Below are 15,717 nucleotides of genomic sequence, written 5' to 3'. Positions count from 1 at the left end.
GCTTTTTATATTTAATTATTAGCAGATTTGAGTGATAAATCAAGCATTCAAAATATAACCTGCCAATTCATTTCTCTCGTGTATTAAGATCATTCGTTTTTACCGTGACAGTTCTTATATTTTTTACCACTTCCACAATAGCAAGGGTCGTTTCTTCCCGGCTTTTTATCTACATGTACGGGTGCTATCTTGGGTGCTCCCTGTGGTTGTGGAGGCCTTTGCCCTCCTCCCTGAGGAGCGTTTCCGTCTTCCATTTCATTACGTTCGGTACGATAGCGGCTATAATCTGTCTTTTGTTCCGGAGCTGCCTGGCGTACCTGTTCCGGTTCACGTACTGGTATCTGTCCGCGCATCAGTATTGTTACGGCTTTCCCGTTAACGCTGTTGAGCATGGATTTGAACAAGTTGAATGATTCCAGTTTGTAGATCAACAGAGGGTCTTTTTGCTCATAGCTTGCATTCTGTACAGACTGGCGAAGTTCATCCATTTCACGAAGATGTTCTTTCCATTCTTCATCTATAGTATGCAATACGATTGCTTTTTCAAAGGATTTGATAATGTCTTTCGACTGGCTGTCGTATGCTTCTTTCAGATTACAAGATATATTATAGACACGTTTTCCGTCTGTAATAGGGATCAGTATATTTTCGAATTTATCGCCTTGCTCTTCATAAACCTGTTTGATTACCGGGTTTGCGATTTCTGCCAGACGGTCCATCTTATGTTTGAAGTTCTGAACTGCCGTATCGTATATCTGCTCTACCATTGCATCCGATCTCATTGTGCGGAAGCTCGCTTCATCGAACGGAACTTCAATTGCAAGCAGGCGCAGCAGGTCTATCTTTAATCCTTCGTAGTCAAGATTGTCTGCATATTGCTCTACTATATTCACGGCAGTGTCGTAGAACATATTCACGATATCGATTCCGATACGTTCGCCCATAAGTGCATGGCGACGACGTTTGTAAATGACCTCACGTTGCGAATTCATCACATCATCGTATTCCAGCAAACGTTTACGGATACCGAAGTTATTTTCTTCCACTTTTTTCTGCGCACGTTCTACGGACTTGCTGAGCATGTTATGTTCAAGCATTTCGCCTTCTTTGAAGCCCATACGGTCCATCATTCCGGCAATGCGTTCCGATGCGAACAGACGCATCAAATCGTCTTCCAGTGAGATATAGAATACAGAAGAACCCGGGTCTCCCTGACGTCCTGCACGACCACGCAGCTGGCGGTCTACACGGCGCGATTCGTGTCTTTCGGTACCTATAATAGCCAATCCTCCGGCTTCTTTTACGCTAGGAGCTAGCTTGATGTCGGTACCACGACCAGCCATATTGGTGGCAATGGTAACTGCCCCCGGTTGTCCGGCTAAGGCCACAACTTCTGCTTCACGCTGGTGTAGCTTGGCATTCAGTACGTTATGTTTGATCTTGCGCATGGTAAGCATTTTGCTTAACAGCTCAGAAATTTCTACAGAAGTAGTACCCACAAGTACGGCACGGCCTTGATTGACAAGCTCTTCTATTTCGTGTATAACTGCAGTATATTTCTCTCGCTTCGTTTTATAGATGCGATCGTTCATATCCTTACGTGCGATTGGCCTGTTGGTCGGGATTACAACCACATCCAGCTTATAGATGTTCCACAACTCGCCTGCCTCTGTTTCCGCCGTACCGGTCATACCCGAAAGTTTGTGGTACATACGGAAATAGTTCTGTAGGGTAATCGTTGCAAATGTTTGTGTGGCAGCTTCCACTTTCACACGTTCTTTTGCTTCTATAGCCTGATGCAAACCGTCAGAATAGCGGCGGCCATCCATAATACGGCCTGTTTGCTCATCTACAATCATTACTTTGTTGTCGATAACAACGTATTCATCGTCTTTCTCAAACAAAGCATATGCTTTAAGTAATTGGTTCACTGTATGTACTCTCTCTGATTTGATAGAGTAACTCTGCATCAGTTCGTCTTTCTTTTCCGCTTTTTGAGCATCGGTCAACGACTGATTTTCCAAGTCGGAAAGAAGTGCGCCGATATCCGGTAATACAAAGAATAACGGGTCGTCGGAATTACCTGTAAGCAAGTCGATACCTTTATCTGTAAGCTCTATGCTATTATTCTTTTCATCGATAACGAAGTACAAGTCATCAGTAACAATATGCATATTGCGCATCTGCTCTGCCATATAGTGCTCTTCGGTTTTCAGCATCGAAGATTTTATCCCCGGTTCACTCAGGAATTTAATAAGCGGCTTGTTCTTCGGAAGTCCTTTGAATGAGCGATATAGCAATAAACTACCTTCTTCCTGTTCTTTTTTATCTTCCGATGACATTTTGGCTTTAGCTTCCGCAAGTAATTTAGTACAAAGATCCCTTTGTGCTTTTACTATAATTTCTACACGCGGACGGAATTCCTCAAATAATTGCTGCTCTCCTCTGGGAATAGGCCCTGAGATAATCAGCGGAGTACGTGCGTCGTCAATCAATACCGAGTCAACCTCATCCACAATCGCATAATTGTGTTTGCGTTGTACAAGGTCTGACGGATTAATCGCCATATTATCACGCAGGTAGTCGAAACCGAACTCATTATTCGTTCCAAATGTGATATCTGCCTGATACGCTTTGCGGCGGCCTTCCGAGTTTGGTTGATGCTTATCTATACAATCAACAGACAGTCCATTGAACATGTAGATAGGCCCCATCCATTCCGAGTCACGTTTCGCCAGATAATCATTCACTGTTACCACGTGCACACCGTTTCCGGTAAGGGCATTGAGGAATACAGGCAGAGTACCTACCAGCGTTTTACCTTCCCCTGTGGCCATTTCGGCAATTTTACCTTTATGTAGCACAACCCCTCCGAAGAGCTGTACATCATAGTGGATCATATCCCAGACTATTTCGTTTCCTCCGGCAGTCCAGCGTTTGTGATAAATAGCTTTATGGCCATCTATACTTACAAAGTCATGATTTTCGGCTAGTTCCTTGTCAAACTCAGTGGCTGTGACTACAACTTCTTCATTTTCTGTGAGGCGGCGAGCGGTTTCTTTTACTATTGAAAATACTTCAGGAAGTACTTTTTCGAGTACTTCTTCATATTTATCGGTAACTTCTTTCTCCAGTTTGTCCACTTCTGCCCAAACGTCTTCGCGCTGGTCTATTTCCAGTGCTTCAACTCCGGCTTTCAGTTCGGCAATCTTATTTTTTTCGGTGGCCACATAGTCTTGTACCTGTTGCCTGATTTCAGCAGTTTTGGCACGCAGTTCGTCATGAGAGAGTTTCTCTATCGACGGATATACAGCCTTGATGCGGTCTACGTACGGATTAATCTCTTTTAAGTCACGTTGAGATTTGTTTCCGAATAATGATGATAAAATATCAGCGAATCCCATATATTTAGTTTATTTATTTCAAAATTTAATGTTTCAAGATTTAAAGATTTCTAAAGCAATTCAGATAGGGCTTCTTCCCTCGCCGCATTCGGTGAACGTATGCGCATGATGTATGACACCGTAGGGGCTATCTCTGTAGCTTTTATAGTCCTTTTTATTCTTTCAGCCTTTATATTATTTCCGAAGAATATAACAGGACAGACAATAGCATTGTTCCGTATCTGTTTTTCTTTAAATGAAGCATCTTGTTCGTTTACGATTTTATACCCCGGTTGTAACTCGATAAAAAGGTCACCCGAAGTTTCTTTCGTATAACCATTCTTATAATATTCCATTACAGGATTCCATTGCCCGTGCTGTATCTGATAAGAAGTATATACCTCTTGTACCCCTGTGAACTCGGAAACGAACTCGGCTGCTTTATCTTGTATTTCCTGTAATGATATCTGTTTTTGCTTGATTAATTCCCTGTTGAGATATACCTGTCCACTGTAAATTTTGTCTACCCATTTGTTGTCTCTGCCATAAATGGCCATCAGGTACATATTCAGCAACGCCTCGCAACGATTGACATAAAATTTGTTTTCAGGAATATTTTGCCCGTCCGAGTAGCTGACATCATTCGAGTTGTAATATCCTGTAGACGAAATGAATATCAATGTGTTTTTCAGTCCGACTGTTTTTTCTGCTTCATCCAGGATTTTTTCTATTTCACGGTCAAGGCGTACATATACATCTTGGATTTCGTATGAATAATCAGACCTTACGTTAGGATAATTTCCTGCATAGAATGTAAGCGACAAAAAATCCGGACTTGTACGCTTTCCTAATTCCGCCTTAGAGAGCACAGTCAGAGCCGTGTTTGTCACATTCTGATTTACGATGGGGGTCTGTTTTGCCAGTAAGTATGTCGCTTTGTCAGTACCCGTATGATGTGTAAAAGAGGCTTTGTTTTCCACATAAGGAAAAGCCTTATAATTGCTGATACTCAAAAGCGGAGTCCATCGCATATCCCATGCCTGAACCGAAAAACCGGAATTGCCCCGGTTATCCTGATCTACTGTCCAGTAGAAGTTTTTATAATAGGTGCTGGATGCCCATTTTCCTGTATAGTCATCGACCCAGTATGCGGCATTGCCTCTAAGGCCAGCCGTAATCAGGGCTTGCGATATCTGCGGTGCAAACGAATATACATCCGAAGTGCCTTTGGTAGCCAGTTTCAATTCATCTGTAATAGTCGAGGATTTGAGGGCTAAAGGAGAAACTTTGTCATCCGTATAATTTCCTAAATAGGCAGGGTCGGAAAACGTGAATACTTCCTGATTCTTGGCTGCCAGATATTTTTTATTACCTACTATGCCATGATAAAAGGGCGTAGTACCCGTGTATATGGTTGCTATAGCAGAAGCATCGTCAAGATACGGGAAATCGAATTTAATATTCTGGTAGACCAAGCCTTCGTTCAACAGGCGCTTGAATCCTCTTTCTGAAAAATTGTTTCTGAAAAGTTCGAGATAATCCCCCCTTAACTGGTCGATAGTAATGCCTATTACCAATTTTGGAGTCTCACGCACAGAACTTTGTGCCTGAATGGATGTAATAGTCAGTACTGCTACTAATGAGGTTATTATTCTTATCATTTTGCTCTAGGTAAGCTATAATCAGCTTTTTTCTTAAACTTTTTTTGTTGCAATATATTCATAAACGATCTTAGCCCAATGGACAAAATGAACGGAATGAATGTCACTTCTAATTGTTGTGGAATCAAATTCCATGCCAAAAGAAACGCTAAAAGCGCCACAAAGTTAATAAAATGATAATAATAAATACACTTTGACAGTGATTTTACATAGAATAGCAGAACCACAATGAGTTGCAGCGGATTCAGCCATATGATGTTCCAATTTGGATTGGTACAAGGGTGTACCGAAAAGAACATAAGAAAGAAAATAATAGAGCCTGCTATCCCTGCAATCAGGAATAAGGTTGTATCGAAAGCCTTTCCTAGTCCTACCATTTTCTTTTTATATACTATGTATGAAATAAGTATGCTGATAATCAGTAGTATGATGCCGGCGTATAACGGTGTAACCGGAAAATCTTTTTCGAAAGGTTTTGCTTCCAGAATAGTGTTGGTTGACAATAAAATGTTTCTTGGTATACTGTCTCCTGCTATAGTTGCTCCTTCGTAAGCATTCATCAGATAGCGGGGCAGGAAATCCTTTTGCCGGTCTGTTATCACTTTGTCTGCATCCGCGCCTATTACCAGATTTATTCCGAAGCGGAACCATTGCCTGCTATTTGTGCATTCTATTACTAAATCACGATATGTCTGCTCTTTATTTGTAGGCGTATACTCTATTTTTCCATTGATATATTTTTCGAAGATATCTCTGGGGCGTGTGGAGCAGTTGTCATAAAAGTAGTTGTAGCGGTATTCTCTGTTTGCAGGTAAACAATTGATTAATAATGCATCGAAAATGTCCTGTTTTTCCTTTTGGGTAAGGTTAAATACTTGTTCTATAATGCCTACACCTCTTTCTTTATACTCCTGATAATATGTGTTATATGGTATAGGAGCAACCATGTAATCGGTTTCCCCCTTCATAAAGAGGAATATAAAATTGGATTTGGACATATTGAACAAGCCAAAATTAAAAGCATAATCAATATTTTGCGTAGGGTCGCTTATGCGCATCGATGTATGTCCAAAAAGGGAATAAACAGCTTCATCCCAGGGCGCATTGGTCAAAAGGCTGACTTTCGCCGAGTCACTCAATACAATTCTCTGTATTTCCTGAGCCTTCGTTTGGGCTGTAAATCCAATAATTAGTGTAAGTAATAAAATGAGTTTTGGCATTACTAAAAAATTTCATTGCAAAGATAAGATATATGGTGAAAAATATGTCGGAATAGAAGATTCATTCGTGTATAATGTTGTGAATTTTACTTAAAAAGAAGTGCTAAAGATCTTCAAACGGAAGTTTTAATTGTTATTATTATTTATTTTTGTAAATATGAAGTGACAGATAAGATTTGATGTGTATAATCAAAATCAGAACTTACTCTTATTTTTTTACTTATCAAAATAGTAAACAGGTCTCCGACCTTTAAAATTTAAAAGTGCTTTAATTATGAAAAGAGGATTATTTGTTATTGCTTTATTGTGTTTGGTTAGTTATATATCGGCTCAGGATATACAACTGGTTCCACCTACTAAAACAGGAGGGAAACCATTAATGGAAGCGTTAAACGACCGTCAGTCACATCGCAGCTTTGAACAGAAAGATTTGCCGGCACAGACTTTATCCGATTTGCTGTGGGCTGCATATGGCTTCAACAGAGAAGACAAACGTACAGTACCTTCTTCACAGAATAAACAGGAAGTGGATGTATATGTGATGTTTAGCAATGGCATTTATTTCTACGATGCTAAAGCAAACAAATTGGTATTGAAAGAGAAAGGTGATTTCAGAGCAGCCTTAGGACAACCGAATATATCAGAGAATGCCTCACTTTCTTTGATTTACGTTATCAATCTGGATAAAAACAGCCGCGATGCGGGACTGATGGATGCCGGATTCTCTATTCAGAATGTATATCTCTATTGCGCTTCGGCGGGACTGGGTTCTGTTGCCCGTGGTTCATTTAAGAGGCCGGATGTGCATAATGCACTGAAGCTGACAGATAAACAAGAAGTAGCTCTGGTACAGGCTGTAGGTTTTATTAAATAAAACTTGCTATATGAAAGATAACTAAAAAGGCTATGAATTTTTCTCATAGCCTTTTTAATATATGTAAATCTGTTAGTTCTATATTTCCAATGCACCGACTAAATCGCAGATTGAGCTGATATTGTTTTTATCCAGATATTCTTTTATACCATCTACAACTTTCACAGAAATCGTAGGGTCGATAAAATTGTGCGTACCTATCTGTATTGCCGATGAACCGGCCAGAATGAACTCTATGGCATCCTGCCAGCAGGAGATACCGCCCATTCCGATAACCGGAATTTTCACGGCATTGTATGTTTGCCATACCATCCGCAATGCAACAGGCTTTACACATGGACCGGAAAGACCTCCCGTTACAGTAGATAGTACCGGACGTCTTTTGTTTATATCGATAGCCATTCCCAATAATGTATTTATCAGAGAAACAGAGTCAGCTCCTTCGGCCTCCACAGCACGGGCTATTTCGGTGACATCAGTTACATTGGGGGATAATTTTACAATCAGTGTCTTGTCCCATACTTTACGGACAGCTCTTGTAACATCGGCTGCCGAATCGGCACAGACACCAAAAGCCATACCGCCTTCTTTTACATTCGGGCAGGAAATATTTAGCTCAATAGCCGGAATTTTGTCCAAATCGACTAGTTTCTCGGTACATTCTACATAATCTTCGATGGTGGAACCCGATACATTAACTATTACATTTGTATCGAAGTCTTTTATCTCAGGATAAATGTTGGAAACGAAATAGTCAACACCCTTATTTTGCAGTCCCACAGCGTTTAACATGCCTGATGGAGTCTCCGCCATACGGGGATAATCATTACCCTGACGATTCCGAATGGTAGTTCCTTTTACAAAAATACCACCTATTCGCGATAGGTCTATGAAGTCCGAATACTCTTTTCCATAGCCAAAAGTACCGGATGCGGTCATAACCGGGTTCTTCAAATGTAGTTTACCTATGTTTACAGTTAGTTTATCCATGTCAACTTTTCTATATTAAATACGGGGCCATCTGTACATACGCATATGTTCCCTTCGCTTGTCTTTTCCACACAACATAAACATACGCCAAACCCGCATGCCATCATGTTTTCGAGAGATACTTCGCAGTTGATTTTATATTCGTTTGCATACCTTGCCACAGCTACCATCATAGGCTTTGGTCCACAGGTGTAAATGGACGAAAAACGGTTGTTTTTTAACACTGAATGGTTGGTAACATATCCCTTTTCTCCATAGCTACCATCTTCAGTCGTGCAAAACACTTCTCCATAGCGGGCAAAGTCATCCAGTTGGAGTAAATCGTTTTTCGATCTGGCTCCTAACAAAAACTTCGGATTGAATCCTTTCTCCTTCAGGCATGCACCAAGATAAAGCATCGGAGCTGTACCCACACCACCGCCGATAAGCAGTAATTCCTGTCCTTCTTTCGTGGTAGGGATAGAGAATGAATTACCTAGCGGAAGAAGAAGGTTTACGATATCATCTTTCTTATATTCGCACATTTTACGTGTTCCTTCGCCAATTGCCTGTACAAGCAGCCACAACTCATTTTTTGCTTTGTCCACAAAGTTTACGGAAATAGGGCGACGTAAATAGGTGGACGGTGCACCATCTACTCTTACTTCAACAAATTGTCCGGGAAACATTTCCGGTAAAAAGGAATGGTCTGTGGTGGTAAGTTTTATGAGGCAATAACTTTGGTTTAGTTGGTTGTTTTCGGTAACAACTAAATCCAGCATTTTTTTCATTTACCTTAGTTTTTTTAGAGATAAATATCTGATTTATTCAGATACAAAGTTAGTAAAGTTTGGGCGTACTAGAAAATTGCCGGGGAAGAATAATTCTTCCGGAAAGATTTTGTATCTTTATGATATAGTTCATAACCTGAAACAATAGAAAACTATGGTTTTAAGTTTCAAAAATACGTCATTCTGCCCCATATTCCTTAATATTAAGGATAGAGATCATTTTACGTTATAAATTTCCTATTTCATTATTCTATTTATCGTTTTCTAAAACAAGTAGGTTTTAGTCAATGAGTTATATATACAATTAAAGTATATACATTCTTCAATTCAGAATTTATAACTTAAAATTTATAACTAATATATGGAACTACCATTTGCAGAATCATGGAAAATAAAAATGATTGAGCCGATCCGAAAAAGTACAAGAGAAGAACGTGAAGAATGGCTTAAAGAAGCCGGATACAATATGTTTCAACTGAAAGCCGAGCAGGTATATATAGATCTTATCACCGATTCGGGTACAGGTGCAATGAGTGACCGTCAGTGGGCCGGCATGATGCTCGGAGATGAAAGCTATGCCGGAGCAACGTCTTATTATAATATGAAAGATATGGTGACCCGTATCGCAGGATTTGAATATGTATTGCCGACTCATCAGGGACGTGCTGCTGAAAACGTATTATTCTCATGTCTGGTGAAAGACGGTGATGTGTGTCCGGGTAATTCCCATTTCGATACCACAAAAGGTCATATAGAGTCCCGAAAAGCTGTTGCTCTCGATTGTACAATCGATGAAGCAAAGGACACACAGCTCGAAATTCCGTTTAAAGGGAATGTGGATATAAAAAAACTCGAAGATGCTTTGATTAAATATGGCGACCACATCCCGTTTATTATCGTTACCATAACAAATAATACGGCGGGTGGGCAACCTGTATCTATGCAGAATCTCAAGGAAGTACGTGCTTTGGCAGACAAGTATAGCAAAAAAGTACTGTTCGACTCGGCTCGTTTTGCCGAGAATGCCTATTTTATAAAAATGCGCGAAGATGGGTATAAGAATAAGACAATCAAAGAGATATGTATAGAAATGTTTATAAATGCCGATGCAATGACAATGAGCGCCAAGAAAGATGCAATTGTAAACATGGGTGGGTTTATTGCTACCCGGCTGAAATCGTGGTATGATATGGCCAAGGTAAAAGGAATTGCCTACGAGGGCTTTATAACTTATGGTGGCATGAATGGCCGGGATATGAATGCACTAGCCATAGGCCTTGATGAGAACACCGAATTTGATAATCTGGAGAGCCGCATTAAACAGGTAGAATATCTGGGTAAGAAACTCGACGAGTACGGCATACCATATCAACGTCCTGCAGGAGGGCATGCTATATTCGTAGATGCTGCTAAAGTACTGACTCATGTACCTAAGGAACAATTTCCGGCGCAGACCCTCACTGTGGAATTATATCTGGAAGCAGGTATACGTGGATGCGAGATAGGATATATATTGGCTGACCGTGATCCTGTAACACGCGAAAACCGTTTCAACGGATTGGACTTATTGCGATTGGCTATTCCGAGGCGTGTATATACCGACAATCATATGAATGTGGTAGCTGCGGCGTTGAAAAATATATTCGACCGTCGCGAATCTATCACTAAGGGTGTAGAAATAGTATGGGAAGCCGATTTGTTGCGGCATTTTACAGTAAAACTGGAGAAAATCAAGTAAAAGATATTTATATGAAAAAAATAATAAATCTCGTCCTATTTATTCTGTTGGCAGTAAACTTTTACGCTCAGAATGACAGTATAAATAATACTGCTATTTATCGGGTAAAAACAGAAATTTCGGAATTAAGAAACCGCACATTGGAATGTAGGGTACGTAATCATACGATAATTGTAGATCAACCTAAAGCATTCGGCGCAGATGATTTGGGACCAACTCCTCCGGAGATGCTTTCCATAGCCTATGGGAGTTGTGTAGTGTCTACCATGCAACTTTTAGCATTGCAGCGCAACTTAATTATAAAAGATATATTTGTGCAAATCGAAGGCAACATTGATTTCTCAAAAGCATTAGGTATAAACGATGCCAATCGTGCAGGGTTTTCAGGACTGAACCTCAAGATCCGGTTCGAGTCCGATATGACAAAAGAAGAAAAGAAATTGTTTATAAATGATGTGTTGAGAATCGGAGCAGTTATAGACAATGTAGATAATCCAACTCCGGTAGAATACGAAATAATAAATTAATTCTGATGGAAACTTTCATAGTATAAATAAGGGTGAAAGATTTTTCGCCCTTATTTTTTTATTATAAAGGTGAATTATCGGCATTGAACGTCTCAAATGTATTATCCGAGTAATAAATAATTATTTTACTTACTTTTCGTTCAGGTGCTTTTTGATATATAACTGTCTGATTTGTATGTTTTTCGGACGTATTTTGAGCCTGCTCAACTATATTTTCCTTGCGATATTCAGTTTCTGCCGGGGAAATGGGCGGAGATACAGAATTCTGGGAGAATAAATCCGGTTGATTTTGGCCCGGATGAAAATTATAGGATGAAGGAGCAGATACTTGTTGCATAGTTGAAGTTTTTCCTCCCTCAGTTTTGACCATGTCTCCATTTCCGGTAAGCAACCAATCGGGATTGATATAATTAACCTTGGATAAAATACGTGTAACAACATCCAGGCTGGGATTGTTTCGTCCATTAAGTATATGTGATATAACAGCCCGACCAAGTTGTAACCTGTCGGCAAACGCAGATGGAGTAAGATGTTCACGCTCCATTATTAATCTGATACGGTCTTTCATATATAGTAATGTATATAATGATGAAACAAATGTAAATAATATATTTTACAAAAGGAAATTTTGTTTGTTTACTTTTGTTGTTTACAATTGTTGTCACCTGTTTACAATGTATTGCGATACAAATGTACTCATATCAATATATCAATAAGTATTACTTCATATATTTTGTTTAAAATATTAATAATTATATATATATTAGTGTGTATAAGCTTATGTATCCCCTAAATATCGTCATATCCCCTACTCTATTAGTTATTATATTAAATTATCGCTTTAAATATATATATTAATACACTGGAATATAGATTATTATAATGTTTGAAATATATTATTTTAACAGTGTATATATGTATATTTCCGAAGGTGAAACAAATGTATACACCACTATTATTCAAAGTATATTTTTATCTATTTACATTTGAATATCGATTAGTATACTCTTGGATATTACAATTTGTATACTTTTGTAAATTTACATTACGGTACTTTTGTATATTTATCCATATGCCTTCCTTATATATAAAGAATAAAGTTTATCTTTACACCATTATAAAAATTAGAACTATGAAGAAGATATTTTTATTTACTCTCTTTTGTTTAGTCGCCCAGATTCACGTATTTGCTTGCACAAATTTTTTAGTTGGCAAAAAAGCATCTCTCGACGGCTCAACTATTATCAGTTATTCTGCCGATTCTTACGCTTTATTCGGTGAACTCTATCATTGGCCTGCTAAAAAATGGGCTAAAGGCGATATGCTGAAAGTGTATGAATGGGATACCGGAAGATATATGGGTGAGATAACCCAACCTGCCCAGACCTATAATGTGGTGGGAAACATGAATGAACATCAGGTTACTATCGGTGAAACAACTTTCGGAGGACGGGAAGAACTGGCTGATCCGGATGGAATAATGGATTATGGTAGTCTTATATATATAACTCTGCAAAGAGCGAAGAATGCACGGGAAGCAATAAAGATAATGACAGACTTGGTAGCCGAATATGGCTATTATAGTGGTGGCGAATCTTTTTCTATCGGCGACCCCAATGAAATCTGGGTACTGGAGATGATAGGTAAAGGTAAAGGAAACAAAGGCGCCGTCTGGGTAGCTGTGCGTATTCCTGACGATTGCATATCCGCTCATGCCAATCAGGCACGTATACAACAGTTTCCGCTAAACGATCCGGAAAATTGTATATATTCGAAAGACGTAATTTCTTTTGCTAAAGAAAAAGGGTACTATAAAGGAAAGGATGCTGATTTCAGTTTTGCTAAAGCTTACAATCCTCTAGATTTTGGCGGACAGCGTTTCTGTGAAGCCCGTGTATGGACTTTCTTTAACCGCTATAATAAAGATATGGCAAAGTTTGTGACTTATGCGCAAGGTAAGACTCAAGAGCCAATGCCTCTATACATCAAACCCGACAGAAAGTTATCAATAGCTGATGTGCAGGAAATGATGCGTGACCACTATGAAGGTACTGAACTGGACTGGACCAATGATGTAGGTGCCGGCCCGTTCAAGTCTCCATATCGATGGGCTCCTCTGACCTGGGAGTCGGATTCGGTTCAGTATTGTAACGAACGTCCTGTGGCGACTCAGCAAACCGGATTTGTGTTTACATCTCAAATGCGCTCATGGTTGCCTGATCCAATAGGTGGTATCCTTTGGTTTGGAACGGACGATGCCGATCAGACAGTTTTCACCCCTATGTATTGCTCTATAACTGAAGTACCGGAATGCTACCGGGAAGGGAACGGTGATTTGTATACTTTCTCATGGACATCCAGTTTCTGGATTCAGAACTGGGTATCAAACATGGTATATAATAAATATAGCTATATGCATCCGGATCTGGAAAAGGTACAAAAAGAGTTGGAAAGTAAATTCTTTGCCGAACAGGACAAAACCGATAAAGAAGCTCTTGCATTGTACGAAAAATCGTCTGAACAAGCTGTTCAGTTCCTCACTAAATATAGTGGAGAGCAAGCTCAGTATGCATTTGACAAATGGAAGAAGTTGGGCGAGTTCCTTGTTATTAAGTATATGGATGGCGTAGTACGCAAGGAAAAAGACGGTGAGTTTATCCGTAACGAGCATGGAAAACCGTCTTCACCACAGCGTGTAGGTTATCCGAAAGAATTTTACCGGCAAGTGGTGAAAGAAACCGGAGACAAATATAAAGTATTGTATTAACTACATCATTCTTAAAATATAAGCCCCTCTTTTCCGAGGGGCTTCTTTAAAAATAAGAAAATGTCTAAAAGTCTCATATATAGCCTTCTATTTACGATAAGTATCCCTATTTTGTTTAGCGCAAACCTATTTCTAGGCTCTGTATCCATTCCGGCTCACGCTATCTTCAATATATTGGCAGGAAATGAAGTTGAGAAGCAGGCATGGGAATATATTGTATTACAATCCCGATTGCCACAGGCCATCACTGCTTTATTTACCGGAGGAGGCATAGCTGTATCGGGATTGCTATTGCAGACAGCTTTTCGTAATCCGCTGGCCGATGCTGGGATTTTGGGTATAAGTTCGGGGGCAAACTTAGGTGTGGCGCTTGTTATTTTGCTGATAGGTAACACAATAGGTTCTGTTGGTGGATTCGATTTCTCTTATTCGATGAGTATTGTATTCGGCGCTTTTGTGGGGGCAGCTCTCATTCTTGCCATTATCATGGGCTTCGCATCTGTTATTCGCAACAATGTTATGCTGCTAATAATAGGTATTATGGTGGGTTATCTTACTTCTTCCGTTATTTCCATCCTTAAATTTTGGAGTACAAGCGAAGACGCTTACTCTTTTATGATTTGGGGCATGGGAGATTTTTCAGGTGTATCCACCGAACAATTACCATTTTATTGCATAGTGGTGAGTATAGGTCTTTTATTGTCTGTTTTATTGATTAAACCATTGAATGCTTTGTTATTGGGAGAAAGGTATGCAGCCAATCTGGGGGTGAATATAAAATTGATTCGCTTCCTTTTATTATTATGTGCAGGTCTTTTGACGGCAATAACTTGTGCTTTTTGCGGGCCTATTGCATTTATCGGTCTGGCAGTTCCCCATATCGCGCGTTTGCTGTTGGGAACATCCAATCATAAGTCGTTGTTGCCTTTTACTATTCTGATAGGTTCGGTAATGGCTCTTATATGCAACCTGATAAGTGTGCTTCCGGGCGCCTCGGGTTCATTGCCTCTGAATGCGATAACTCCGATATTCGGTGCTCCGGTTATCATATATGTGATTTTGAATCAGAAAAAGATACAATATTTCAATTGATTTATCTATATGAATATAAGCATTAACTTATATCTGAAAAAATAAACGTGTGAAATAGTAGCAGATAGTAAAATATAATAAAAGTGTTTACTTTGTTACCTTTTAACTATATACATTTAATTAAGGTTAATTTAATCTATCGAAGGGATTGTATATTGTTAAAATAGAGGGAAAAAGAAATATGAGGATTATTAATTCTTCATCATTAGTGTTGCGTTAAGTTATAAAATAGTTCTTTGAAATTTTTGTATATCAGATATTTACGGTTGATTTTCTTTTCCCCCGATTTGAAATGATAATTTTGCAGGTTAAATGTAACCTGTTATGAATCAAGACAAATATGTTTTCGCTCAATTGACTGATTTTTTGCCGTATGAACAATTTAAATACATCGTCAAAAAATACAGGGGGAATATGAGGATTCGTGATTTTTCCTGCTGGAATCAACTGCTCATGATGATGTTCGGGCAACTCTCAAACTGCGATAGTATGCGTGATTTGTGCATTTTGACTGATGCACACCACCAGAAATCGTATCGTTTGGGTTTTGGAAAGAGTATCGCTCTTTCCACTCTGTCCCGAGCTAACGCGAATCGTGATTATCGGATTTTTGAGGAATTAGCCTCCCTGATGATTACCCAAGCGCAAAAATGCCGTGCCGATATTGATTTTGACATTCAAGTTGATGGTAACGT

12 protein-coding genes are annotated in these 15,717 nt (G+C 39.3%); 6 read left to right on the top strand and 6 right to left on the bottom strand.

Features of this window, described 5'->3' with window-relative positions; genetic code table 11:
- Positions 1-89: 89 nt before the first annotated feature.
- The 3 genes from secA to HMPREF9455_RS03370 are packed head-to-tail and all read right to left on the bottom strand — an operon-like array spanning position 90 to position 6,264.
- Positions 90-3,404 carry a preprotein translocase subunit SecA gene (secA, locus tag HMPREF9455_RS03380; protein WP_006798195.1) on the bottom strand — a complete coding sequence of 1,105 codons (3,315 nt, stop codon included), beginning with the start codon at positions 3,402-3,404 and terminating at the stop codon, positions 90-92.
- Between the two features lie 50 nt (positions 3,405-3,454).
- A complete protein-coding gene (locus HMPREF9455_RS03375; protein WP_006798194.1) occupies positions 3,455-5,044 on the bottom strand; it encodes an alkaline phosphatase family protein in 1,590 nt (529 codons plus the stop codon).
- Positions 5,041-6,264, bottom strand: coding sequence for a lipoprotein N-acyltransferase Lnb domain-containing protein (locus HMPREF9455_RS03370; protein WP_006798193.1), 1,224 nt, complete (start codon positions 6,262-6,264; stop codon positions 5,041-5,043). Before HMPREF9455_RS03370 ends, HMPREF9455_RS03375 begins: the two co-directional genes overlap by 4 nt.
- Before the next feature lie 274 nt (positions 6,265-6,538).
- Between HMPREF9455_RS03370 and HMPREF9455_RS03365 the strand changes: the two genes are divergently transcribed.
- The gene (locus HMPREF9455_RS03365) at positions 6,539-7,138 is read left to right on the top strand and encodes a SagB/ThcOx family dehydrogenase (protein ID WP_006798192.1); all 600 of its coding nucleotides are present in this window, start codon (positions 6,539-6,541) and stop codon (positions 7,136-7,138) included.
- 78 nt (positions 7,139-7,216) lie between these two features.
- Here HMPREF9455_RS03365 and HMPREF9455_RS03360 read toward each other — a convergent pair whose 3' ends face one another.
- Complete coding sequence (locus HMPREF9455_RS03360) at positions 7,217-8,128, bottom strand: dihydroorotate dehydrogenase (RefSeq protein WP_006798191.1); 912 nt, start codon at positions 8,126-8,128, stop codon at positions 7,217-7,219.
- On the bottom strand, positions 8,116-8,898 hold the full coding sequence (locus HMPREF9455_RS03355; RefSeq protein WP_006798190.1) for a dihydroorotate dehydrogenase electron transfer subunit: 783 nt from the start codon (positions 8,896-8,898) through the stop codon (positions 8,116-8,118). The genes HMPREF9455_RS03360 and HMPREF9455_RS03355 overlap by 13 nt, the downstream gene beginning before the upstream one ends.
- A gap of 361 nt (positions 8,899-9,259) precedes the next feature.
- Here HMPREF9455_RS03355 and tnaA point away from each other — a divergent pair, with 361 nt between their 5' ends.
- Positions 9,260-10,636: a tryptophanase TnaA gene (tnaA, locus tag HMPREF9455_RS03350; protein ID WP_006798189.1), complete on the top strand. Its 1,377-nt coding sequence runs from the start codon at positions 9,260-9,262 to the stop codon at positions 10,634-10,636.
- Positions 10,637-10,647: 11 nt separating this feature from the next.
- On the top strand, positions 10,648-11,163 hold the full coding sequence (locus HMPREF9455_RS03345) for an OsmC family protein (RefSeq protein ID WP_006798188.1): 516 nt from the start codon (positions 10,648-10,650) through the stop codon (positions 11,161-11,163).
- Positions 11,164-11,224: 61 nt separating this feature from the next.
- Here the strand turns inward: HMPREF9455_RS03345 and HMPREF9455_RS03340 are convergent, their stop codons facing one another.
- A complete protein-coding gene (locus HMPREF9455_RS03340; RefSeq protein WP_006798187.1) occupies positions 11,225-11,731 on the bottom strand; it encodes a helix-turn-helix domain-containing protein in 507 nt (168 codons plus the stop codon).
- Positions 11,732-12,295: 564 nt separating this feature from the next.
- Here HMPREF9455_RS03340 and HMPREF9455_RS03335 point away from each other — a divergent pair.
- The 3 genes from HMPREF9455_RS03335 to HMPREF9455_RS21725 form a co-directional block, all read left to right on the top strand.
- On the top strand, positions 12,296-13,930 hold the full coding sequence (locus HMPREF9455_RS03335; protein WP_006798186.1) for a dipeptidase: 1,635 nt from the start codon (positions 12,296-12,298) through the stop codon (positions 13,928-13,930).
- A 60-nt stretch (positions 13,931-13,990) separates the two neighbouring features.
- Positions 13,991-15,022, top strand: coding sequence for an iron ABC transporter permease (locus HMPREF9455_RS03330; protein WP_006798185.1), 1,032 nt, complete (start codon positions 13,991-13,993; stop codon positions 15,020-15,022).
- A 324-nt stretch (positions 15,023-15,346) separates the two neighbouring features.
- On the top strand, positions 15,347-15,717 hold a 371-nt coding region (locus tag HMPREF9455_RS21725; RefSeq protein WP_006798184.1), incomplete at its 3' end, for a DUF4372 domain-containing protein.

The sequence above is a fragment of the Dysgonomonas gadei ATCC BAA-286 genome, assembly GCF_000213555.1.
GTDB classification, from domain to species: domain Bacteria; phylum Bacteroidota; class Bacteroidia; order Bacteroidales; family Dysgonomonadaceae; genus Dysgonomonas; species Dysgonomonas gadei.
The sequence above is the reverse complement of the archived record's forward strand: the minus strand, read 5'-3'. Positions and strand labels throughout refer to the sequence as shown.

Bases quoted from the DNA above. Each gene is read 5' to 3' on its own strand.
- secA (WP_006798195.1), bottom strand. From the start codon at position 3,404: ATGGGATTCGCTGATATTTTATCATCATTATTCGGAAACAAATCTCAA.
- HMPREF9455_RS03375 (WP_006798194.1), bottom strand. From the start codon at position 5,044: ATGATAAGAATAATAACCTCATTAGTAGCAGTACTGACTATTACATCC.
- HMPREF9455_RS03370 (WP_006798193.1), bottom strand. From the start codon at position 6,264: ATGCCAAAACTCATTTTATTACTTACACTAATTATTGGATTTACAGCC.
- HMPREF9455_RS03365 (WP_006798192.1), top strand. From the start codon at position 6,539: ATGAAAAGAGGATTATTTGTTATTGCTTTATTGTGTTTGGTTAGTTAT.
- HMPREF9455_RS03360 (WP_006798191.1), bottom strand. From the start codon at position 8,128: ATGGATAAACTAACTGTAAACATAGGTAAACTACATTTGAAGAACCCG.
- HMPREF9455_RS03355 (WP_006798190.1), bottom strand. From the start codon at position 8,898: ATGAAAAAAATGCTGGATTTAGTTGTTACCGAAAACAACCAACTAAAC.
- tnaA (WP_006798189.1), top strand. From the start codon at position 9,260: ATGGAACTACCATTTGCAGAATCATGGAAAATAAAAATGATTGAGCCG.
- HMPREF9455_RS03345 (WP_006798188.1), top strand. From the start codon at position 10,648: ATGAAAAAAATAATAAATCTCGTCCTATTTATTCTGTTGGCAGTAAAC.
- HMPREF9455_RS03340 (WP_006798187.1), bottom strand. From the start codon at position 11,731: ATGAAAGACCGTATCAGATTAATAATGGAGCGTGAACATCTTACTCCA.
- HMPREF9455_RS03335 (WP_006798186.1), top strand. From the start codon at position 12,296: ATGAAGAAGATATTTTTATTTACTCTCTTTTGTTTAGTCGCCCAGATT.
- HMPREF9455_RS03330 (WP_006798185.1), top strand. From the start codon at position 13,991: ATGTCTAAAAGTCTCATATATAGCCTTCTATTTACGATAAGTATCCCT.